Below are 20,913 nucleotides of genomic sequence, written 5' to 3'. Positions count from 1 at the left end.
GTGCAACCAGCCGAGGTCGCCCTCCGCAGTTTCAAAGCCAACGCTCCGGATCGACCAGACGCCCGTCCACCCACATCATCAGGTGCAGGTGGCACCCGGTCGAATAGCCGGTCGTGCCGTTGAGCCCGATGACCTGACCGGCGCTGACGTGCTCGCCCACGCCGACGGTGAACCGGATCGCATGGTTGTAAGAAGTCATCAGCCGCCGCCCGTTGACCGATCCGTGGTCGATGAACAGCCGATTGCCATAGCCGGCGTTGAAATACGACTGCGTCACCCGTCCCGCGGCCACCGCGCGCAGAGGCGCACCGCAGGGGAGCCCGAAGTCGGTCCCGTCATGCAACTTCCACACCCCCAGCACCGGATGCCGCCGCATCCCGAACCGTGAGGTGATCGGCCCGGCCGCGGGTCTCACCAACCCACTCGAGCCCGGCGCTGGAGGCGGCCCTCCGTCGCCGGCTGCTGCTGCCGCTGCGGCTGCCGCGGCCGCCCGCTCTGCGGCCCGGGCTTCGATCGCCTCGGCAGCGTCCTCCGGCAGCAGCCGGACGGTGTTCTGGGCCGCCACCACGAACACGGGCGCGAGGTAGTCCTCACCCTGCCGCAGTCCGACATGCACACAGGTCACGCCGGCCCGGCCGCAGTCGTGGCCCTCGTCGAGCCGGCCCACCACCTGGCCGGCCCGCACGCGGGTGCCGACCGGGACGGTGGCGCTCACGGGCTCGTAGGTCGTCCGGACCTCACCGTGGTCGATCACCAGCACATTGCGGCCGGCGATCCGGCCGACGAAGCTCACCACCCCGTTCGCCGTCGCGAGGATCTCGCCGCCGACGGGTGCCGCGACATCGACGCCGCGGTGACCGGCCCGCCAACGTTCCGCGGGTGGCTCGAACGGCCGCACGACCTCCGGCGCGCCGCGGACGGGAGGAGCCAGCTCACCCGGCGTACCCCCCTCCGGAACTCCCCACGCCCTCACCGGGGCCGCACAACCCAACGTCACCACAAGCCCGGCCAGCAGGCACCACCACCACATCCGCATGACTGCACCGTGCGCGACCCGACGCCGTGCGGACCGGCCGCCGAGCGAACCTGTGGATACCGCTTCGGCCCCCCGTCAGCCTGTGGACAATCCAGCACGGCTTGCGCAACCGTCATCCTCGCGGTGTTCTCGGCGCCCCAGTCGCCCAAATTTGGTGGGCACCGGCCCCGACCACCTAGACTGTGCCCTGCAGTCCGGCCATCCGGGCTGACTTCGCATGCAGTCACACCCCTCTGCAGGGACTGGTCCGCCTCGGCGGCTTCCTGCGGATGCTGCATCAGGCGATGCCGACGGTCGGCATCGAAACAACCAGTTCGGCGCCCGCCGCGTGCGTGCGCCCACACAAGGAGGAACGGCCATGGCCGTCGTCACAGCCCGTCAATTGCTCGAGTCCGGCGTTCACTTCGGGCACCAGACCCGTCGTTGGAACCCGAAGATGAAGCGCTTCATCTTCACCGAGCGCAACGGCATCTACATCATCGATCTGCAGCAGTCGCTGACCTATATCGACCAGGCGTATGCCTTCGTCAAGGAGACCGTCGCCCGCGGCGGCCAGATCCTCTTCGTCGGCACCAAGAAGCAGGCCCAGGAAGCGATCGCCGAGCAGGCGACGCGGGTCGGGATGCCGTTCGTCAACCAGCGCTGGCTCGGCGGCATGCTGACCAACTTCCAGACCATCTCCAAGCGGATCTCGCGGCTCAAGGAGCTCGAGGCCATGGACTTCGACACGGTTGCGGGGTCCGGCCTGACCAAGAAGGAACTCCTCATGCTCAAGCGTGAGAAGGACAAGCTGGAGAAGGACCTCGGCGGCATCCGGGACATGCCCAAGACCCCGCAGGCGGTTTGGGTCGTCGACACCAAGAAGGAGCACCTCGCCGTCGACGAGGCGCGCAAGCTGCGGATCCCCGTGATCGGCATCCTCGACACCAACTGCGACCCCGATGAGGTCGACTTCGCCATCCCGGGCAACGACGATGCGATCCGTTCCGTCGCGCTGCTCACTCGCGTGATCGCCGACGCTGTCGCCGACGGCCTCATGTCCCGCTCCGGCGCCACCGGTGCCGAGGCCGAGGTTGCGGCCGAGCCGATGCCCGACTGGGAGCGCGAGCTCCTTGCCGGTGACGCCCAGGACGCTGCCGAGGCCCCGGCCGACGCCGCCGCCACCGACGCTCCGGCCGCCGAGGCTCCCGCTGCCGAAGCCGCCGCGGAGCAGGAGCAGCCCGAGCAGGCTGCTGCGGCCGAGACCGCTGAGACCACCGAGACCAACTGACCGGACTTCCCTCGAGACACACAGACAAGGACACACATGGCCATTACCGCTGCTGATGTGAAGAAGCTCCGCGACGCCACCGGCGCGGGCATGATGGATGCGAAGAAGGCCCTCACCGAGGCCGATGGTGATTTCGACAAGGCGGTGGAGGTCCTCCGCGTGTCGGGTCAGGCCAAGGCTGCCAAGCGCGCTGACCGCGACGCCAGCAACGGCCTCGTCGCCAACGCCGGCGGAGCGCTCATCCAGCTCGCGGCCGAGACCGACTTCGTCGCCAAGAACGCCGAGTTCATGGAACTGGCTCAGGAGATCGCCCAGGCTGCCGACGCCGCTCAGGCCGACGGCGTGGACGCCGTCAACGCGCTCGCCCTCGGCAACGGCAAGACCGTCGCCGACGCGGTGCACGATCTGGCCGTCAAGATCGGCGAGAAGCTCGAGGTCCGCAATGCGGCCTATCTCGGTGGCGACACCGCCGTCTATCTCCACCGTCGCGCCTCGGATCTGCCGCCGCAGGTCGGTGTGATCGTTTCCGGCGAGGGTGATTCCGAGCTGCTGCGTGGCGTCGCCCTCCAGGTCGCGTCGATGAAGCCGCAGTATGTCTCGCGCGACGAGGTCCCCGCCGACATCGTCGAGAACGAGCGGCGCATCGCCGAGGCCAAGTCCCGCGAAGAGGGCAAGCCGGAGAAGGCGCTGCCCAAGATCGTCGAGGGTCGCCTCAACGGCTTCTTCAAGGAGGTCTGCTTGGTGGACCAGCAGTCCATCACCGATGAGAAGAAGTCGGTGGGCCAGCAGCTCGACGCTGCCGGCGCCAAGGTGAGCCGCTTCGTGCGGTTCGAGGCTGCCGGTTCCTGATCCTCGGATCACGTACGCCGGGCGTCGCGGGAGTCCAGTGCTCCTGCGGCGCCCGGTTCCGTTTGTGGGGCCGGCGACCTCGCCTCGGACACGGTCGAGCCTTTTCCGGGTGGGGCGATTGGTCACGGTCTCCTGTTGTGCGGGATGATGGGCCGCGACACCCACTGGAACTTTGACGAGGAGAACCATGACCTACAAGCGCGTCCTGCTGAAGTTGTCCGGTGAGGCCTTCGGTGGTGGTCGCGTGGGCGTGGATCCGGATGTCGTGGCGAGCATCGCACGACAGATCGCGGAGGTCGTCCAGCGCAATGTGCAGGTCGCCGTCGTGGTCGGCGGAGGCAACTTCTTCCGGGGCGCCGAGCTGCAGCAGCGCGGCATGGAGCGTGATCGTGCTGACTACATGGGCATGCTCGGCACTGTGATGAACTGCCTCGCGCTGCAGGACTTCTGCGAGAAGGCGGGGATCAACACCCGCGTGCAGACGGCGATCACCATGGGACAGGTGGCCGAGCCCTACATCCCGCGACGCGCGGAGCGACACCTTGAGAAGGGACGTCTCGTCATCTTCGGCGCGGGTTCGGGGATGCCGTATTTCTCGACCGACACCGTTGCCGCCCAGCGAGCGCTCGAAATCGGTGCCGAGGTCCTCCTCATGGGCAAGCAGGGCACCGACGGGGTCTATGACTCCGACCCGCGCACCAATCCGGACGCCGTGAAGTTCGACGACCTCACCTATGACGAGTTTCTCGCCCGCGACCTCAAGGTCGCCGACGCCACCGCCATCTCGATGGCCCGTGACTATTCTTTGCCGATGATCTTCTTCAACCTCGACACCGAGGGCAACATCGCCCGCGCGGTCAACGGTGAAAAGATCGGCACGACCGTGCACGCCTGAGTTTCGCCCTACCCGAGGAAGGACCGATCACGTGATCGCCGACATCATGAAAGACGCCAAGGTCAGGATGGACCAGGCAGTGGAGCACGCAAAGGAAGAGTTCGGCGCCATCCGCACCGGACGAGCGCATCCCGCCATGTTCGCCAAGATCGTGGCCAACGCCTACGGGCAGGACATGCCGCTCCAGCAGCTGGCGAGCGTGCAGGTCGTCGACGCCCGCATGGTCCTCATCACCCCCTTCGACCGCGGCACGCTCCACTCCGTGGAGAAGGCGATCCGCGACTCCGACCTCGGCGTCAATCCCGCGACCGACGGCCACGCCATCCGCGTGTCCCTGCCGGAGCTCACCGAGGAGCGCCGCAAGGAATACACGAAGCTCGCCAAGCACAAGGCAGAGGATTCCCGGGTTGCGATCCGCAACGTTCGTCGCCATGCGAAGGACCACCTCGACAAGCTGGTCAAGGACAAGGAGGCCGGCGAGGACGAGGTGGCGCGTGCGGAGAAGGAGCTCGAGACTCTCACCAAGGGCCACACCGATCGGATCGACGAACTGCTCAAGAACAAGGAAGCGGAGCTCCTCGAAGTCTGATGACGACACCTGAGCCGTCCACGCCAGGGCCCGGGATCCCTCCCGCGCCCCCTGCGCCCGACCACGGTCGCGCCGGCCGCAACCTCCCGGCTGCGATCACGGTGGGCGTGGTGCTGTCGGCGGCCTTGGTCGTGACGCTCGGTTGGTTCCCGCTGGGCTTCCAGATCCTGGTGGGTCTTGCGCTCGCCCTCGGCGCCGTCGAGGTCCACCAAGCGCTGAAGCGTCTGGACATGCATTCCGCCATCGTGCCGATCGTCATCGGCACGGTGGCCATCGTGATCAGCGCCTATTTCGCCGGGCAGCGGGACCTGGGCATCTCGGCGAACACCCTGATGCTCGCCACCATCGGGATCACCGCGCTGGTGACGTTGATCTGGCGGATGCCCAAGGGCGAGCAGGGTTATGTCCGGGATGCCGCGGCAAGCCTGTTCATCATCGGCTATATCCCGCTGCTCGGATCATTCGTCGGCCTCATGCTGGCCGACGAGCTCGGCCGGATGCGGGTCATCACCTTCATCTCGGTCGTGGCGCTCGGTGACATCGGCGGCTACGTCGCGGGCGTGCTGTTCGGCAAACACAAAATGGCGCCCCGGATCAGCCCGAAGAAGACGTGGGAAGGGTTCGCCGGCTCGATCCTCTTCGGTGTGGTCGGCGCCATTCTGTTCGTCGTCTACGGGCTCCATGCCCCGTTCTGGGTGGGGATCATCCTCGGGGCGGTCCTTGTCATCGTCGGCGCCTGCGGTGACCTCATCGAGTCGTTGGTCAAACGCGATGTCGGCATCAAGGACATGTCGTCCTTCCTCCCCGGTCACGGCGGTGTCATGGATCGGCTCGACTCCCTGCTTGTCGCCGCGCCTGCCGCTTGGTTCCTGATGGTCCTGCTCATTCCCGGAGGTGTCGGTTGAGCGAGCGCGCCGCTTCGGACAGCACCCGGTTGCCGCTCGTCTTTGACGCCCCGCGCCGCGGCAAGCCGCCGACGCACTGGACCGACTTGGATCCGGCCGCCCGGAAGGAAGCCGTGCGTCGCGCGGGACTGCCGGCGTACCGGGCGGATCAAATCTCCCGACAGTGGTTCGACCGTCTCAACGACGACCCGACCACCTGGACCGACCTGCCCGCGGCGCAGCGCGAGGCGGTCGCGGAGACGTTCTTCCCCAGCCTCCTCGACACGGTGCACGACCTCAGCGCAGACCACGGCCATACCGTCAAGACCCTGTGGCGCCTCCATGACGGCGCGCTCGTCGAGTCGGTGCTGATGCGCTATCCACGCCAGGGCGAGGACCAGCACATGCGCACCACGATCTGTGTCTCCAGCCAAGCCGGGTGCGGGATGGCGTGCCCGTTCTGTGCCACCGGCCAGGGCGGTCTGCAGCGCAACATGTCCACCGCGGAGATCGTCGAACAGGTGCTCGCCGGGGCCCGCGCCCTGCACCGTGGGGAGATCGCCGGCGGCCCGGGCCGGGTCAACAACATCGTGTTCATGGGGATGGGGGAACCGCTGGCGAACTACAACGCCGTGGTCGGCGCCGTTCGCCAACTCATCGCTCCCGGACCCCATGGCCTCGGCATCAGCGCCCGCGGGATCACAGTCTCCACGGTCGGTCTGGTGCCCCGCATCCGGCAGTTGGCCGATGAAGGCATCCCGGTGACCCTGGCCCTCAGCCTGCACGCCCCGGACGACGAACTCCGCGATGAAATCGTCCCGGTGAACACCAGATGGAAGGTGGCGGAGGCGGTCGACGCGGCGTGGCAGTATGCGCGGGCGACCAAGCGACGGGTCTCGATCGAGTACGCCCTCATCAAGGACGTGAACGATCAGGCTCATCGGGCTGATCTGCTCGCCAAGGTGCTCAAGCGCCGTGGCGACTGGGGCTGGGTGCACGTGAACCTGATCCCGCTCAACCCGACGCCCGGATCGCGATGGACCGCCTCGCGGCCCGCTGACGAAAGGGAGTTCGTCCGGCGGCTGGAGGCGGCTGGCGTACCCGTCACGGTCCGCGACACTCGCGGTCGTGAGATCGACGGCGCCTGCGGCCAGCTCGCAGCGACCGGTTCGAACAGGAAGGACTGAGATGGACACCAAGATCCAGGAGACCTACGACACGGTCGTCCGGCGCAACCCCGGTGAGGCCGAGTTCCACCAGTCGGTCAAAGAGGTCTTCGAGAGCCTCTCCCCGGTGCTGGAGCGCAACCCGCAATATGTCGACGCCGCCGTGCTCGAGCGCATCTGCGAGCCCGAACGGCAGATCATCTTCCGCGTCCCGTGGATGGACGACAACAACAACGTGCAGATCAACCGCGGATTCCGGGTGGAGTTCTCCTCGGTGCTCGGCCCCTACAAGGGCGGCCTCCGGTTTCATCCCTCGGTCTATCTGGGCATCATCAAGTTCCTGGGCTTCGAGCAGATCTTCAAGAACTCCCTGACCGGCATGCCCATCGGTGGTGGCAAGGGCGGGTCGGACTTCGATCCCCGCGGTCGGTCCGAGGGCGAGATCATGCGGTTCTGCCAGTCCTTCATGACCGAGCTCTATCGCCATTTGGGTGAATACACCGACGTGCCGGCCGGTGACATCGGTGTCGGCGGTCGTGAGATCGGCTTCCTCTTCGGGCAGTACAAGCGCATCACCAACCGTTATGAGTCGGGCGTGCTCACCGGCAAGGGCATCACCTGGGGCGGTTCGCTGGTCCGCACGGAGGCAACCGGCTATGGCACCGTGATGTTCACCCAGGAGATGCTGAAGGCCAAGGGCGAGAGCCTCGACGGCCGCAAGGTCATCGTGTCGGGTTCCGGCAACGTGGCGATCTATGCCACCGAGAAGGCGACCCAGTTGGGTGCCACCGTCATCGCCTGTTCCGACTCGTCCGGCTATGTCGTGGATGAGGACGGCCTCGATCTCGAGCTGATGAAGCAGATCAAGGAGGTCGAGCGCGCCCGGGTGAGCGAGTACGCCGCACGCCGCGGTGGCCGTGCGCGCTTCGCGGAGTCCGGTTCGATCTGGGATGTCCCGTGTGACATCGCGCTGCCCTGCGCCACTCAGAACGAGCTGAACGCCGACCACGCCCGGACCTTGATCAAGAACGGTGTCGTCGCCGTCAGCGAGGGCGCCAACATGCCCTGCACCCCCGAGGCGGTCGCGCTCCTGCAGGACGCCGGCATCGCCTTCGCGCCGGGCAAGGCGGCCAACGCCGGTGGCGTCGCCACGTCGGCGCTGGAGATGCAGCAGAACGCGTCGCGGGACTCCTGGGACTTCGAGTACACCGAGGAACGCCTCCAGGACATCATGGTGGGCATCCACCAGAACTGCGCGGAGACCGCCGAGGAATACGGCGCTCCCGGCAACTATGTGCTGGGCGCGAACATCGCGGGCTTCACCAAGGTGGCGGACGCGGTGATCGCCTTGGGTGTCATTTAAGGGACATTTGGCCGCCTCTCGGGGGCGGTTGGGCGCGAAAGGGTCTTCTGTCGGCTTAAGTGGCGACATGAGGACCCTTTTCCGTCTCCGTCGTCGCCCGCTGCTCCGCGGTGCGCTCGTCGCGGTGGCGGCCTTGATCCCGCTGGCACTCCTCGCAGGCTGTGCGCCGATGCGCCACGCCAGTGCGCCGGTCGCGCCGGAGGCTGCTCCCCGCGCGGCGACGGTGGTCATGAACGGCGACCTGTTGTGGCACAACACGCTCGTCTTCGATGCGCAGCGCGCGGCGTCCGGCCCTGACCCCACGCTCGACTTCCGGCCGCTGCTCGACGGCGTCCGGCCGGTGGTCGAGACGGCCGACATGGCGATCTGCCACAACGAGGTCCCGGTGGCGCGACCGGGTGGCCCCTACAGCTACTATCCGGCGTTCAAGGCACCCCAAGAAACCCTCGACGCGGTGAAAGACGTCGGTTATGACCTCTGCACGACGGCCTCGAACCACTCGCTGGACGATGGCTGGGACGGTCTCGTGCGCACGCTGGACGCTATGGACGCCCGCGGCATCGCGCATGCCGGCACCGCGCGGTCGCAGGAGGAAGCGGACGCTCCGCGCACGTTCACCACAGCGGACGGCGTCCGGATCGCGGTCGTCACCGGAACGTACGACACCAATGGCATCCCGCGTCCGAAGGGAAAGCACTGGTCTGTCCCGGATCTCGACGCCGACACGCTCCTGCGCCGGGCCGCATGGGCGCGCGCGGGCGGGGCCGATATCGTTCTGGTCGCGATCCACGGGGGCGACGAGTATTCGTCCCAGCCCAACGCCCAGCAGCGCAGGCTCGCGGACCAGCTCACGGCGTCACCCGACGTCGACCTCGTCTATGGCCACCATGTCCACGTGGTTCAACCGTGGACCAAGGTCAACGGCAAATGGGTCGTCTTCGGGCTCGGCAACCTCGTGGCCCAGCACAAGGCCAACGTCCCGCGGGGCTATGAGGGAGTGACGGCCCGTTTCACCTTCCGCGAGGAATCCGGCGGGTTCACCGTCGAACGCGCCGAGTTCATCCCGACCCTCGTCACCCCGTCGCGTGCCGGCAAGCCGGCGCGGCTGTTCCTGGTCAACACGGCGCTTGCGGCGGGTGAGGGCGACTCCCAGCGGCTCCGTGTCGCTCAGGAGCGGACGCGTGGGGTCGTGCACTCACTCGGCGGCACCGAGGGCCTCATCGAGTCCTGAGCAACTCGGGCACCTCGGCTGGGTCGTCCACGAGGTGGATCACCTGCGCCATCCGCCGGCCCTCCCCGAGCGCGCTCAGCAGCTGCCAGGCGGGGAACGTTTCCGTCCAGTACGCGCGGCCCACGAGCACCATCGGCACCACGGGTTCGGCGTCGGTCGCGTAGTAGTTCGCCGTCGTCGCCTGGAAGATCTCCTGCACAGTGCCTGCGGCGCCGGGTAGACACACGATCCCGGCCCGGGCGCAGCGCAGCAACTCGTCCTCGCGGAGCGCGTTGTGGAAGTACTTCGCGATGTGGCTTGCGAACACGTTCGGCGGTTCGTGGCCGTAGTGCCAGGTCGGGATTCCGATCGAGGGGACCGCATCGGTCCGGGGGCAGCCGTCGAGCACGGCGAGTGCGGTCGCCGCCCACGCATCGATGTCGGGCAGGAACGACGGCACGGTCGCCAGCTCTGCGCACGCGTCGTCCAATCGGCTCCGGCAGCCGGCATAGCGCGCACCGAGGTTCGCGGCCTCCATGGCCCCCGGACCGCCGCCGGTGAGGATCACCGCGTCCTGTTCTGCCAGGGTCGCCGCCAGATGGGCCGCTGCGGCGTACCCCACCTCATCCCGACGCAATTTGTGCCCGCCCATGATGCCGACCGTTCGGTCGCGGTCGATGTGCAGCTGATCGAGCGCGTCGGTAACCGCGTGATCGTGCAGGGTCATCGCGAGCGTGTCGGGCAGTGCGGGGTGGGGGAGCCGTGCCTGCAGCCAGTCATAGACCCGCGCGTCGGTGCTGTCCGCATAATGCGGTGAGTCGTAGAGCTCCGCCGCCGTGTAGAGCTGCGCCCGATAGGGATTGAACGGGACCTGGCCGATCCGCGGAAACACGTGCGCACCACGCCGCACCAGGCTCAGATGCGTGCGGTCGGTCAGCGTGCAGCCGAGAAACAGCGCACCGGCCGGATCGACGCGCCGCAACTCCGCGCCCCGCTCGGACAGGTCCACCGACTGGAGCAACCAGCCGGCCAGGCTCGTGGCACCGGTGATGTGTTCGTCGAACTCGGCGAGGGACTCGACCTCGAGCAGTGTGCGTTCCACGGGGGCAGACTAGCCAGCATCCCGAGTGAGCCTGGGTGGGGCAGGCTGGTGGCCATGAGCGACCCGGCACGGACCCTGCGTACCCCCCTTGCACGCGACGCCCTCCCGCGCCGCGGTGCCCTCGTCTTCGTTTGCGCGCTCGCGTTGAGTTCGTGCGCAGGGCCAGGGGGTACGCAGAGTTCGCCGGCGGTCCCGACGCCCTCCGTGAGCGCAAGCCCGTCCCCGACGACTTCCCCGTCCGTGAGCGTGAGTCGGACCGCGACACCCACGGATGAGCCGGCGCCTGAGCCGACAGCTTCGGCTGATCCACGCTGGCGGTTCTTCACCGAGGACCGGACCCGCTATGCCTCCCCTTGGTTCGACGGCCGCCACCGGGTGATGATCGGGTTCGGGTGCACCTCGGCACCCTGGTACACAAGCGATCCCCGCTGCCCCGGCAGCCAGGGGTTCCACCACGGCATCGATGTCGCCATACCCTGCGGGGAGACGCTGCGCTCGGCGGTGTCCGGTCGGGTGGTGACCGGCGGCCTGGGGTCGGCGTACGGCGCGAAGGCCTTCCGCATCCGCACCGCCGAGCGAGATCTGCTCGTGGCCCACGCGCAGACGCTGCTCGTCGGCGACGGTGACCGGGTCGTCCCGGGCCAGCCGATCGCGGAGGTGGGGGCACTCGGCGCACCCGACGGCTGCCACCTCCATCTCGAACGGCGCAGCGTCGGCGGGGGAGTGTCGTCGGCCACGGATCCCGCCGACGTGCTCGCGCTCCGGTCGTGAGTGAACCTCCCCGGAGCGCGAGCCGGACGGGTCAGCGGCTGGTCGAGACCGCGTCCAGGGCGTCGACCATGCCCTCGCCGTAGAACGAGTTGTCCTCCGTCGTGCCCGTGCAGGTCTGACCGCCGGGGTAGGAGACGGGGCAGCTCGTGTCATCCGCCTGCGCCTCGAGCATCGCGATGAGCTCGGCCGGCGACGCCGACGGGTGGGTCGACTTCAGCAGCGCCAGCACGCCTGCGACGTGGGGGGACGCCATCGAGGTGCCGGACAGCAGGGCGTAGTTCGGCGCCACCGGGTGATCGGTCGGCATGGTCGACAGGATTCGCTGACCCGGCGCCGTGACGGAGATCTTGCCGAGGCCATAGTTGGAGAACGTGGCCTTGGTGCCCGTGTTGTTGACCGCGGAGACGCTCACCACGCCGGGGAGCTCGGTCGGCAGATCCTTGCACGTGCTGTTGAGCTGGCGCAGGATCGGGGTCGAATCGTTGGGCGAGCCCTCGTCGGTGGTCTTGTTGGCCAGATCGTAGGCGGAGTTGCCGGCCGCTGCCGCGTGAACGACACCCTTGCCGGTGGCATAGGCGACCGAACGGCGGACGGCCTCCATCGCCGGTGCCTGGTTGGGCTGGTCGCCGCACCAGAACTCGAACGGGTCGACGTAATAGGAGTTGTTGGTCACGTCCATGTTGCGGTCGGCGGCCCAGACGAACCCGCAGATCGCGTACTCCGGGAAGATGTAGCCGTCGTCGTTGACGACCTTCACCGAGGCGATTCGGACGCCGGGGGCAACGCCGACCATGCCGACGCCGTTGCGGGCCGCGGCGATCGTGCCGGCCACGTGGGTGCCGTGATAGCTCGTGGTGTCCTGCCACGCGAGCGCGGTCCGGTCGGGCTGACCCGCCGCGGAGCAGTTGATGGAGTTGGCGGCATCCAGGTTGGGGGCCAGGTCCGGGTGGTCCGGATCGATGCCCGAGTCGAGGACGCCCACCAGCACATTGCGGGAACCCAGCGTGATCTCGTGCGCCTGATCGGCCTTGATCATCTGCATGTCCCACTGCTGGGGCTCGAGCGGGTCACCGGGGCCTTCGGCAGGGTTCACCGGTGCCGGAGCGTCACCGTTGGTGAACTCCGGCTTCTTCTTGTAGCCCGAGGCGCCCTTGCGCTTGAAGTCCGGGGTCCCGGGCGTACCCTCCACCACCGGAGCGGTCCGGGTCGGGCCGGCCGACTCGATCGACGGGCTCTTGGTCGCGCGGATCTTGGTGAGGAAGTCGGCGTGGGTCGAATGGGCGATCACCACGCCGATCTGCGGCCAGCTCTGGACGACGGTGCCGCCGGCAGCGCGGACGGCCTTCTCCGCGGTGTTGATCATGCCGGGATTGGCGTTCTTCGTGTTGATGACGTAGCTCATCACTTCGCCCTCCACCGCCGTGAAGGGCACGGGGGTCGACGGTGGTTCCGCGTTGGGTGCGGCCTGTGCGGCGCCGACGGCGGGCATTGCCAGCGCGCCCACTGCCATGCAGGCGAGTGCGGCGCGACGGATTCGAGAAGACGACATTGTCTCTCCTGGGGTAGTGCGGTCAAAGTAGCGTCAGCGTAAAGCCGCTCTCGAACGCCCCGGAAGTGATGAACCTATAAGGCATTGGCCGCAGGCGAGCAGTTCCGTACCCGGGTCCGAGCCCGTGCCAGACTGGCCCGGTGCGTGACGTCGTGATTCTTGGCAGCACCGGTTCGATCGGAACCCAGGCGCTGGAGGTGATCGCCGAACGACCCGACCGGTTCCGGGTCGCCGGGCTGGCCGCCGGGGGCGGGAACGTCCAGTTGCTGGCGCGCCAGATTCTTGAGGTACGCCCGGCTGCCGTCGCGGTTGCGCAGGCATCAGCCGTTCAGGACCTGCAACTTGCGCTCTATGCCGCGGCGAAGGACCGCGGCTGGAACGCGGGGGAGATGACTTTGCCGAGGATTCTGGCGGGTCCGGACGCCGCAACGGAGCTCGCAGCCACGGAATGCGATGTGGTGCTGAACGGGATCACCGGATCCGCCGGCCTCGGCGCCACCCTTGCCGCGCTCAAGGCGGGCACCACGCTTGCGCTCGCCAACAAGGAGTCGCTCGTTGTGGGTGGGCGACTCGTGACGGACGCGGCGGCCGAGGGGCAGATCGTCGCGGTCGACTCCGAGCACTCCGCCATTGCCCAATGCCTGCGGGCCGGTCGGCGCGAAGAGGTGCGGAAGGTGATCGTGACCGCGTCCGGCGGGCCGTTCCGCGGGTGGACCCGGCAACGGATGGCCGAGGTGACGCCCGATCAGGCGATGAAGCATCCGACCTGGAACATGGGCCGGGTCATCACGATCAACTCCGCGACCCTGGTGAACAAGGCGCTCGAGGTCCTGGAAGCCGCGCTGCTCTATGACGTCGACCTCGATGACATCGAGGCTGTCGCACACCCGCAGTCGATCGTCCATTCGATGGTCGAGTTCGTCGACGGTTCCACCATGGCGCAGTGCTCGCCGCCGGATATGAAACTCCCCATCGCGCTGGGGCTCACCTGGCCGGACCGGCTCGCGGATGCGGCGCCGGCCTGCGACTGGACGAAGGCCGGCGAGTGGACGTTCGAGCCCATCGACCACGAGGCGTTTCCCGCCATCATGCTCGCCAAGCGCGCCGGCCGGGCCGGGGGAACGGCGCCGGCAGTGTTCAACGCCGCCAACGAGGCATGCGTCGACGCGTTCTGCGCCGGGCAGATCGGTTTTCTCGACATCGTCGACACCGTGGGCGCGGTGCTCGAGGAGCATCTGGCCGGCCCGGTGCCGAACCGCGCGGAGGGCTCCGTTTCGGCAGCAGACGTAGGATCCACATTCACCGGGCCCGATCAGGTGACCGTCGACGCAGTGTGGGCGGCCGACCGTTGGGCTCGCACCCGGGCCGCGCAGTTGGCATCCGGCGAGGATGCTGCCGACGCGACCCGACCGTTCGCCTGACCCCGCGGAGCTGCCGACACCCATGGACACCCTGATCTACATCGGCGGAGCAGTCCTTTTCTTCGCCCTCATCATGGCCTCGATCGCGCTGCACGAGGTGGGTCACATGCTGCCCGGCAAGCTGTTCGGGGTAAAGGTCACCGAATATTTCGTCGGCTTCGGCAAGACGCTCTGGAGCTTCCGGAAGGGCGAGACGGAATACGGCGTCAAGGCGGTCCCCCTCGGGGGCTACGTAAAGCTCGTGGGGATGTATCCGCCGGAGAAGAAGACCGGCCGCATCCGCGACGCCGGCAGCTCCGCCAACCCTCTCGCGACGATGATCGAGTCGAGCCGCGAAGCGGAATGGGCCGACATCAAACCCAGCGACGACGGTCGCCTGTTCTTCCAGAAGAGCACGTGGCAGAAGCTCATCATCATGGCCGGCGGCCCCACGATGAACCTCGTTCTCGCCTTCTTGATTCTGTGGGGTGTGTTGGGCATCCACGGCAGCTATCGCCCTCAGCCGGTCGTGCAGGGGGTGGCGCAGTGCGTCGTGCCCGCCGACCGGGCCGATCGTGACGAGTGTTTGCCCGGGGATCCGTTGACTCCGGCCGTTCAGGCGGGACTGCAGCCGGGCGACCGCATCGTGACCTTCAACGGTGCGCCCATCGACGACTGGCGGCAGTTGCAGGGCATTATCCGGGAGAACCGCGACGGGCGTGCCGAGATCGTGGTCGATCGCGGTGGTCACCGTGTCGCGCTGACCCCGGTCAACACGGTGCTCACCGGTGTGCCCGACACTTGGGATCCAGCGAAACGGGTCGACGCAGGATTCCTCGGCTTCACGCCGACCACCGAACGAATCCACGCCGGACCCGGACTGGTCCTGCAGGACATGGGCGACATGACGCGCATGTCAGTCGTCGCGCTCGCTCAATTCCCCGTGAAGATCTGGAACACCGGGGTGAACCTCGTGACCGGCCAGCCCCGCGACATCTATGGCCCGATGAGCGTCGTGGGCGCCAGCCGGGCCGCCGGCGAGATCAGCACGACGACCCAGCTCGGCGCGGGTGACAAGGTGGCGACCTTCTTGGTTCTGCTCGGCAATGTCAATCTGTTCGTGGCCTTGTTCAATTTCGTGCCGCTGCTGCCGTTGGACGGCGGCCACATCGTCGGAGCGATCGCGGAATGGGTACGCCGTCAGTTCGCGCGACTTCTCCGTCGCCCCGACCCGGGCTATCTAGACACCGCGAAGATGCTGCCGGTGGCGTATGCAGTGTTCGCGTTCATCGCCCTCTCCGGCATCGTGCTGATCCTTGCCGACATCATTGATCCCGTGCGGTTGTTCTGACCACCGTCGGCGCCGCGGCGAGCGCCGAGCGCCCACCCTTGGTTGATCTGACAGACTGGGTAAGGCCCGCGGCGCGGGCCGCTTGAGACACCGTTGGACCTTGCGGAGGAATTTCATGAGCGTCGACCTGCCCGTCCCGGCTGTTCCGGAGGCGCCCGAAACTCTCGCTCCTCGGCGCCCCACCCGGCAGATCAAAGTCGGCAAGGTGCTCGTCGGCGGAGACGCGCCCATCTCGGTCCAGTCCATGACCACGACGGCGACCACCGACGTCAACTCAACGCTGCAGCAGATCGCGCAGCTGACCGCGGCCGGCTGTGACATCGTGCGGGTGGCCTGCCCGAGTCAGGACGATGCGGCGGCACTGCCCGAGATCGCGCGGCAGTCGCAGATCCCGGTGATCGCCGATATCCACTTCCAACCCAAATACGTCTTCGCCGCGATCGACGCGGGCTGTGCGGCCGTGCGAGTGAACCCCGGCAACATCAAGGCCTTCGACGATCAGGTCGGGGCGATTGCCAGAGCCGCCAAGGATGCCGGCGTCAGCATCCGCATCGGGGTCAACGCGGGATCGTTGGACAAGCGTCTGCTGGAGAAATACGGCAAGGCGACTCCCGAGGCGTTGGTCGAGTCTGCCGTCTGGGAGGCGTCCCTGTTCGAGGAGCACGACTTCCATGACTTCAAAATCTCGGTCAAGCACAACGATCCCGTTGTGATGGTTCGCGCCTATGAACTCCTCTCCGAGCGGGGCGACTGGCCCCTGCACCTCGGCGTCACCGAGGCAGGTCCAGCGTTCCAGGGGACGATCAAGTCCGCCGTGGCGTTCGGTGCGCTGCTCAGCAGGGGCATCGGCGACACCATCCGGGTCTCCCTCTCGGCCGATCCGGTCGAGGAAGTCAAGGTCGGGTCGAAGATCCTCGAGTCGCTCAATCTTCGTCCCCGCAAGCTCGAGATCGTGTCCTGCCCGTCGTGCGGGCGCGCTCAGGTCGACGTCTATACGCTCGCTGAGCGCGTGACCGCGGGGCTCGAAGGCCTGACCGTTCCGTTGCGGGTCGCCGTGATGGGGTGCGTCGTCAACGGCCCCGGCGAAGCCCGCGAGGCCGACCTGGGCGTGGCCTCGGGCAACGGCAAGGGTCAGATCTTTGTGAAGGGCGAGGTCATCAAGACCGTCAAGGAGTCGGACATCGTCGAGACTCTCATCGAGGAAGCACTGCGCCTCGCCGAGGACATGCCCGGCGACGGCGCGCCCGAGGTCAGCGTCAGCGCCTGACGATCGGCGATCCCGTGAGTCCACGGCGGACGGGAGTCCGCACCCTCGACAACCGCGACCTCGGGGCGGTGCGGGACCTCCTCGCGCGCGATCCGGTCGAGAATGTGTTCGTTGCGGCGCGGGTGCAGGCGTACGGCCTCGAATCGTGGCGGCTCGGCTGCCCGATCTATGGCTATTTCCGGCAGGGTGAGCTGGTCTCGCTCTGCCACCAAGGCGCGAACGTCGTGCCGGTCGCTGCGGACGACGATTCGATCGAGGGGTTCGTTCGGGCCCTGACCGGGATCCGGCGCTGCAGCTCGATCGTGGGTCCCGCGGATCAGGCGCTGGCCCTCTGGAGCCGGCTCAGTGAACACTGGGGCAAGTCCTGGGGAAACATCCGCGAGCTCAGGTCCAGTCAGCCGATGATGGCACTCGCCGAATCGCCCGCGGTCCCACCGCACCCGGCCCTCCGCCGCATCGGCCGGGAACACGCCGACGCCTATTTCGACGCCGCGGTGAGGATGTACACGGAGGAAGTGGGCGTTTCCCCGATTGTGGGAGGAGACCCGGGTCCCTATCGCACCTACGTGCACCAGGTGATCGACGCGGGCAGGGCGTTCGGGATCCTCCACGAGGGCCGCGTGGTCTACAAGTCCGACATCGGATCGGCGGCCCAAGGTGTGGGCCAGGTCCAGGGCGTCTGGCTCGATCCGGTCTATCGCGGGCAGGGGCTTGCGGTGCCCGCCATGGCGGGTGTCGTAGCGCTGGCGCGCGAGGAGTTCTGCACCATTTCCCTCTATGTGAACTCGTTCAATGAGCGGGCCCGCGCGACCTACCGCAAGGTTGGTTTCGAGGAGGTGGGCGAGTTTGCAACGGTTCTCTATTAGGGCAGGCTAAGAGCCTCAATGATCGCTTGACTAGGGGTTTCATTGGCTCTTTCGAGGGCGTGCCGTTCAGCTGAACGGGGTTAGCTAGCATTGCTAACCCTCGCGTAAATTTTGTTGTGTGCCGGGCAACGACCGGCCGCAAGGGAGGATTGATGACCATCACCATGCAGAACGAACTCACTTTCACTGTGTGCTTGTTCCGCGGCACGAATGACGTGGACAGCATGGTTGACTTTCTGCAGGCGCTCGGGATGGGTCCCGTGCTCTTCAACGAGCACGATCCGGACCTGACCTACGTCTATGCAAAGGGCGGTGTCGTCGCTCTTTACGAGAACCCGGACCGTGGCCGCCCCGGCCGCGCCGAGCTCTCTTTCTGCACCAATGACTACAACGCTGCTGCGGACCTCTTCGAGTCCTATGACCTCAACTTCGAGCGGTCCGAGGTCGGCGCCCCCGGCGTCACCGTGACCGATACCAATGGCCAGGCCATCTGGGTCGGCCAGGCGGTGCTCGACCGCACCGAGGCTCAGAAGGCCGCCAACCCGGTCGAGATCGTGGCCCTGCGCCACAGCCTCTCGGTCGCCGGCGACAGCGAATTCTTCGAGGTCCTCGGGTTCAGCCTCCAGCAGGACGGCCAAGTCGACTGGCGCGTCCTGAGCTCCGAGGCGCCCGCGGGTGTCATCGGCCTGGCGCCCGGCAACCTCATGGCGTGCTCCGACGGTCAGGCCGAGGTTCAGATCGGTTTCGTCACGACGGAGCCCCTGGATCAGGTCGCCGCACGGCTCAAGACCCTCGGCCACCACGTGGGCGACGTCTTCCACGAAGCCGACACCCCGTTCTTCACTGTGACCGACCCGGACGGTGTGACCGCCGGCGTTTTCGCCAAGCACCGTCCCTGATCAGGCTTTCTGATTCGTGTCATGACACGAGTCAGTCACGCGAAGTCGCGGCCGGCGTACTCGTAAGGGTGCGTCGGCCGCGGCGTTTCAATTGCGGCGCAATCCGCGCCGCGAACGCTCGCTCTGCGCTCCTCACGTCGTCGTTCGCTGCGCTCTCTCCTTGGGTTCGTCCGCGCAGGCCTGGGGCACGCTCGCCGGGGGTGTGGTGTGGTGCGGCGCAATCCGCGCCGCGAACGCTCGCTCTGCGCTCCTCACGTCGTCGTTCGCTGCGCTCTCTCCTTGGGTTCGTCCGCGCAGGCCTGGGGCACGCTCGCCGGGGGTGTGGTGTGGTGCGGCGCAATCCGCGCCGCGAACGCTCGCTCTGCGCTCCTCACGTCGTCGTTCGCTGCGCTCTCTCCTTGGGTTCGTCCGCGCAGGCCTGGGGCACGCTCGCCGGGGGTGTGGTGTGGTGCGGCGCAATCCGCGCCGCGAACGCTCGCTCTGCGCTCCTCACGTCGTCGTTCGCTGCGCTCTCTCCTTGGGTTCGTCCGCGCAGGCCTGGGGCACGCTCGCCGGGGCTGTGTTGTGGTGCGGCGCAATCCGCGCCGCGAACGCTCGCTCTGCGCTCGACCGCAGAGATCTGAGGCACGGATATCGGCGCTAGGGTGGTGCCGATCAGGATCCACTCACCCCAGGAGAAGCGCACGTGTCCGAGCTCGCCAGGATGTCCCAACTGTTCGTCCGGACCCTGCGGGAGGACCCGGCGGACGCGGAGGTGCCCAGCCACCGCTGGCTCGTGCGCGCCGGATATATCCGTCGCGTGGCTCCGGGCATCTATTCCTGGCTGCCGCTCGGTCTCGCCGTGCTGCACAACGTCGAACGCATCGTCCGGGAGGAGATGGACGCCATCGGCGCCCAGGAGGTCCGTTTCCCGGCGCTATTGCCCCGCGAGCCCTATGAGGCGACGAACCGTTGGACCGAATACGGCGACAACCTCTTCCGTCTGCATGATCGCCGTGATGGTGACTATCTCCTCGGGCCGACGCACGAAGAAATGTTCACCCTGCTGGTCAAGGACCTCTATTCGTCCTACAAGGACCTGCCGCTGTCGCTCTATCAGATCCAAACGAAATACCGCGACGAGGCCCGGCCCCGCGCTGGTCTGCTCCGCGGCCGTGAGTTCGTCATGAAGGACTCCTACTCCTTCGACGTCGACGACGAAGGGCTGCAGAGGTCCTATGACCGGCATCGTGAGGCGTACATCAGGATCTTCGATCGACTCGGCTTCGACTATGTGATCGTTCAAGCCACGTCCGGAGCCATGGGTGGGTCGGCGTCCGAGGAGTTTCTGGCGGTCGCCGAGAACGGCGAGGACACCTTCGTGCGGTCGCCCGGCGGCTATGCCGCCAACGTCGAGGCCGTCAGCTTCGCGCCCGGCGAGCCGGTCCCGTTCGACGACGCGCCGGCCGCCCACGTGGAGGACACCCCCGACACCGCCACCATCGAGTCGCTGGTCGCGTTCGCGAACCAGTTGTTCCCGAACGCCGCCTATACGGCCGCAGACACGTTGAAGAACGTTGTCGTGATGCTCGTGGCGCCCGACGGCACGCGCACACCTCTGGTGATCGGCGTCCCCGGCGACCGCGAGGTCGACGAGAAGCGCTTGGCCGCGATGATGGAGCCCGCGACCGTGGAAGCCTTCACCGACGAGGACTTCGCCGGCTATCCCCAACTCGTCCGCGGCTATATCGGCCCCGAGGCGCTCGGCGGCAACGAGGACGGGTCCGGCGTCAGCTATCTGGTCGACCCCCGCGTCGTCGAGGGCACCCGGTGGATCACCGGCGCGAACACCCCCGGAAAGCACGTGTTCGACCTCGTGTGCGGCCGCGACTTCACCCCGGACGGGCACATCGACGTCGCCGAGATCCGCGAGGGCGATCCTGCACCCGATGGTTCCGGTCCGCTGACGTTGGCCCGTGGCATCGAGATGGGGCACATTTTCCAGTTGGGCCGGAAGTACGCCGATGCGCTCGGCCTCAAGGTCCTTGACTCCAACGGCAAACAGGTCACGGTCACGATGGGCTCCTATGGGGTGGGTGTGTCCCGTGCCGTCGCCACGATCGCGGAGACCACCTGTGACGACAAAGGCCTGTGCTGGCCGCGGGGACTCGCGCCCTATGCGGTGCAGATCCTGGCCACGGGCAAGGGCGATGAGATCCTCGCGAAGGCGACCGAGATCGCCGAAGCACTGACGAGGCGGGGGATCCGGGTGTTGTTGGATGACCGCAAGGCGTCCCCGGGGGTGAAGTTCGCCGATGCGGAACTGCTCGGCATGCCGGCTTCCGTCGTCGTGGGGCGCGGCCTCGCCCAGGGGGTCGTCGAGCTCCGCGACCGCAGAACCGGTGACAGGCGCGAGGTGCCGGTGGAGACCGCGGTCGACGAGATCGCCGCCGCGGTGTCCGGCTGA

The 20,913-nt window shown here is 67.5% G+C and carries 19 protein-coding genes; 16 read left to right on the top strand and 3 right to left on the bottom strand.

What is annotated here, in order from left to right:
• Nucleotides 1-31: 31 nt before the first annotated feature.
• A complete protein-coding gene (locus ACQ260_RS03840; RefSeq protein ID WP_432558065.1) occupies nucleotides 32-1,036 on the bottom strand; it encodes a peptidoglycan DD-metalloendopeptidase family protein in 1,005 nt (334 codons plus the stop codon).
• Nucleotides 1,037-1,394: 358 nt separating this feature from the next.
• Here ACQ260_RS03840 and rpsB point away from each other — a divergent pair, with 358 nt between their 5' ends.
• From rpsB to ACQ260_RS03800, 8 genes are all read left to right on the top strand, one after another.
• The gene (rpsB, locus tag ACQ260_RS03835; protein WP_432558064.1) at nucleotides 1,395-2,306 is read left to right on the top strand and encodes a 30S ribosomal protein S2; all 912 of its coding nucleotides are present in this window, start codon (nucleotides 1,395-1,397) and stop codon (nucleotides 2,304-2,306) included.
• Between the two features lie 36 nt (nucleotides 2,307-2,342).
• Nucleotides 2,343-3,155, top strand: coding sequence for a translation elongation factor Ts (tsf, locus tag ACQ260_RS03830; RefSeq protein WP_432558063.1), 813 nt, complete (start codon nucleotides 2,343-2,345; stop codon nucleotides 3,153-3,155).
• 187 nt (nucleotides 3,156-3,342) lie between these two features.
• Nucleotides 3,343-4,050 carry a UMP kinase gene (gene pyrH / locus ACQ260_RS03825; protein WP_432558062.1) on the top strand — a complete coding sequence of 236 codons (708 nt, stop codon included), beginning with the start codon at nucleotides 3,343-3,345 and terminating at the stop codon, nucleotides 4,048-4,050.
• Nucleotides 4,051-4,084: 34 nt separating this feature from the next.
• Entirely contained in the window at nucleotides 4,085-4,639 is a 555-nt protein-coding gene (gene frr / locus ACQ260_RS03820) for a ribosome recycling factor (protein WP_432558365.1), read from the top strand.
• Nucleotides 4,639-5,544 (top strand): phosphatidate cytidylyltransferase, encoded by a 906-nt coding sequence (locus ACQ260_RS03815; RefSeq protein ID WP_432558061.1) that lies wholly within the window; start codon nucleotides 4,639-4,641, stop codon nucleotides 5,542-5,544. The genes frr and ACQ260_RS03815 overlap by 1 nt, the downstream gene beginning before the upstream one ends.
• Nucleotides 5,541-6,710 (top strand): dual-specificity RNA methyltransferase RlmN, encoded by a 1,170-nt coding sequence (rlmN, locus tag ACQ260_RS03810; RefSeq protein WP_432558060.1) that lies wholly within the window; start codon nucleotides 5,541-5,543, stop codon nucleotides 6,708-6,710. The genes ACQ260_RS03815 and rlmN overlap by 4 nt, the downstream gene beginning before the upstream one ends.
• A gap of 1 nt (nucleotide 6,711) precedes the next feature.
• A complete protein-coding gene (gene gdhA / locus ACQ260_RS03805; RefSeq protein ID WP_432558059.1) occupies nucleotides 6,712-8,052 on the top strand; it encodes an NADP-specific glutamate dehydrogenase in 1,341 nt (446 codons plus the stop codon).
• A 67-nt stretch (nucleotides 8,053-8,119) separates the two neighbouring features.
• Nucleotides 8,120-9,283, top strand: a complete 1,164-nt coding sequence (locus tag ACQ260_RS03800) for a CapA family protein (protein WP_432558058.1) — start codon at nucleotides 8,120-8,122, stop codon at nucleotides 9,281-9,283.
• On the opposite strand, the gene ACQ260_RS03795 is transcribed toward ACQ260_RS03800, so the two are convergent.
• Nucleotides 9,270-10,364, bottom strand: coding sequence for an LOG family protein (locus ACQ260_RS03795; protein WP_432558057.1), 1,095 nt, complete (start codon nucleotides 10,362-10,364; stop codon nucleotides 9,270-9,272). The two genes, ACQ260_RS03800 and ACQ260_RS03795, sit on opposite strands and share 14 nt — an antisense overlap.
• A gap of 152 nt (nucleotides 10,365-10,516) precedes the next feature.
• Between ACQ260_RS03795 and ACQ260_RS03790 the strand changes: the two genes are divergently transcribed.
• Complete coding sequence (locus ACQ260_RS03790) at nucleotides 10,517-10,639, top strand: hypothetical protein (protein ID WP_432558056.1); 123 nt, start codon at nucleotides 10,517-10,519, stop codon at nucleotides 10,637-10,639.
• On the top strand, nucleotides 10,611-11,135 hold the full coding sequence (locus ACQ260_RS03785; RefSeq protein ID WP_432558055.1) for a M23 family metallopeptidase: 525 nt from the start codon (nucleotides 10,611-10,613) through the stop codon (nucleotides 11,133-11,135). The genes ACQ260_RS03790 and ACQ260_RS03785 overlap by 29 nt, the downstream gene beginning before the upstream one ends.
• Nucleotides 11,136-11,166: 31 nt before the next feature.
• Here ACQ260_RS03785 and ACQ260_RS03780 read toward each other — a convergent pair whose 3' ends face one another.
• Nucleotides 11,167-12,684 carry a S8 family peptidase gene (locus tag ACQ260_RS03780; protein WP_432558054.1) on the bottom strand — a complete coding sequence of 506 codons (1,518 nt, stop codon included), beginning with the start codon at nucleotides 12,682-12,684 and terminating at the stop codon, nucleotides 11,167-11,169.
• Nucleotides 12,685-12,824: 140 nt separating this feature from the next.
• Here ACQ260_RS03780 and dxr point away from each other — a divergent pair, with 140 nt between their 5' ends.
• The 6 genes from dxr (at nucleotide 12,825) to ACQ260_RS03750 (ending at nucleotide 20,913) form a co-directional block, all read left to right on the top strand.
• Nucleotides 12,825-14,105, top strand: coding sequence for a 1-deoxy-D-xylulose-5-phosphate reductoisomerase (dxr, locus tag ACQ260_RS03775; protein ID WP_432558053.1), 1,281 nt, complete (start codon nucleotides 12,825-12,827; stop codon nucleotides 14,103-14,105).
• A 22-nt stretch (nucleotides 14,106-14,127) separates the two neighbouring features.
• Complete coding sequence (locus ACQ260_RS03770; RefSeq protein WP_432558052.1) at nucleotides 14,128-15,435, top strand: M50 family metallopeptidase; 1,308 nt, start codon at nucleotides 14,128-14,130, stop codon at nucleotides 15,433-15,435.
• 115 nt (nucleotides 15,436-15,550) lie between these two features.
• Entirely contained in the window at nucleotides 15,551-16,702 is a 1,152-nt protein-coding gene (gene ispG, locus ACQ260_RS03765) for a flavodoxin-dependent (E)-4-hydroxy-3-methylbut-2-enyl-diphosphate synthase (RefSeq protein ID WP_432558051.1), read from the top strand.
• Between the two features lie 14 nt (nucleotides 16,703-16,716).
• Nucleotides 16,717-17,568, top strand: coding sequence for a GNAT family N-acetyltransferase (locus tag ACQ260_RS03760; protein ID WP_432558050.1), 852 nt, complete (start codon nucleotides 16,717-16,719; stop codon nucleotides 17,566-17,568).
• 152 nt (nucleotides 17,569-17,720) lie between these two features.
• Nucleotides 17,721-18,467, top strand: coding sequence for a hypothetical protein (locus ACQ260_RS03755; protein WP_432558049.1), 747 nt, complete (start codon nucleotides 17,721-17,723; stop codon nucleotides 18,465-18,467).
• A gap of 703 nt (nucleotides 18,468-19,170) precedes the next feature.
• Nucleotides 19,171-20,913, top strand: coding sequence for a proline--tRNA ligase (locus tag ACQ260_RS03750; RefSeq protein ID WP_432558364.1), 1,743 nt, complete (start codon nucleotides 19,171-19,173; stop codon nucleotides 20,911-20,913).

The organism is Ammonicoccus luteus (genome assembly GCF_050880385.1).
GTDB lineage: Bacteria > Actinomycetota > Actinomycetes > Propionibacteriales > Propionibacteriaceae > Enemella.
The sequence above is the reverse complement of the archived record's forward strand: the minus strand, read 5'-3'. Positions and strand labels throughout refer to the sequence as shown.

Excerpts from the sequence above, each read along its gene's own strand:
- ACQ260_RS03815 (WP_432558061.1), top strand. The coding sequence starts at position 4,639 with ATGACGACACCTGAGCCGTCCACGCCAGGGCCCGGGATCCCTCCCGCG.
- gdhA (WP_432558059.1), top strand. The coding sequence starts at position 6,712 with ATGGACACCAAGATCCAGGAGACCTACGACACGGTCGTCCGGCGCAAC.
- ACQ260_RS03780 (WP_432558054.1), bottom strand. The coding sequence starts at position 12,684 with ATGTCGTCTTCTCGAATCCGTCGCGCCGCACTCGCCTGCATGGCAGTG.
- ACQ260_RS03800 (WP_432558058.1), top strand. The coding sequence starts at position 8,120 with ATGAGGACCCTTTTCCGTCTCCGTCGTCGCCCGCTGCTCCGCGGTGCG.
- rpsB (WP_432558064.1), top strand. The coding sequence starts at position 1,395 with ATGGCCGTCGTCACAGCCCGTCAATTGCTCGAGTCCGGCGTTCACTTC.
- ACQ260_RS03755 (WP_432558049.1), top strand. The coding sequence starts at position 17,721 with ATGACCATCACCATGCAGAACGAACTCACTTTCACTGTGTGCTTGTTC.
- pyrH (WP_432558062.1), top strand. The coding sequence starts at position 3,343 with ATGACCTACAAGCGCGTCCTGCTGAAGTTGTCCGGTGAGGCCTTCGGT.
- tsf (WP_432558063.1), top strand. The coding sequence starts at position 2,343 with ATGGCCATTACCGCTGCTGATGTGAAGAAGCTCCGCGACGCCACCGGC.
- ACQ260_RS03750 (WP_432558364.1), top strand. The coding sequence starts at position 19,171 with ATGTCCCAACTGTTCGTCCGGACCCTGCGGGAGGACCCGGCGGACGCG.
- ACQ260_RS03840 (WP_432558065.1), bottom strand. The coding sequence starts at position 1,036 with ATGCGGATGTGGTGGTGGTGCCTGCTGGCCGGGCTTGTGGTGACGTTG.
- ACQ260_RS03770 (WP_432558052.1), top strand. The coding sequence starts at position 14,128 with ATGGACACCCTGATCTACATCGGCGGAGCAGTCCTTTTCTTCGCCCTC.
- ispG (WP_432558051.1), top strand. The coding sequence starts at position 15,551 with ATGAGCGTCGACCTGCCCGTCCCGGCTGTTCCGGAGGCGCCCGAAACT.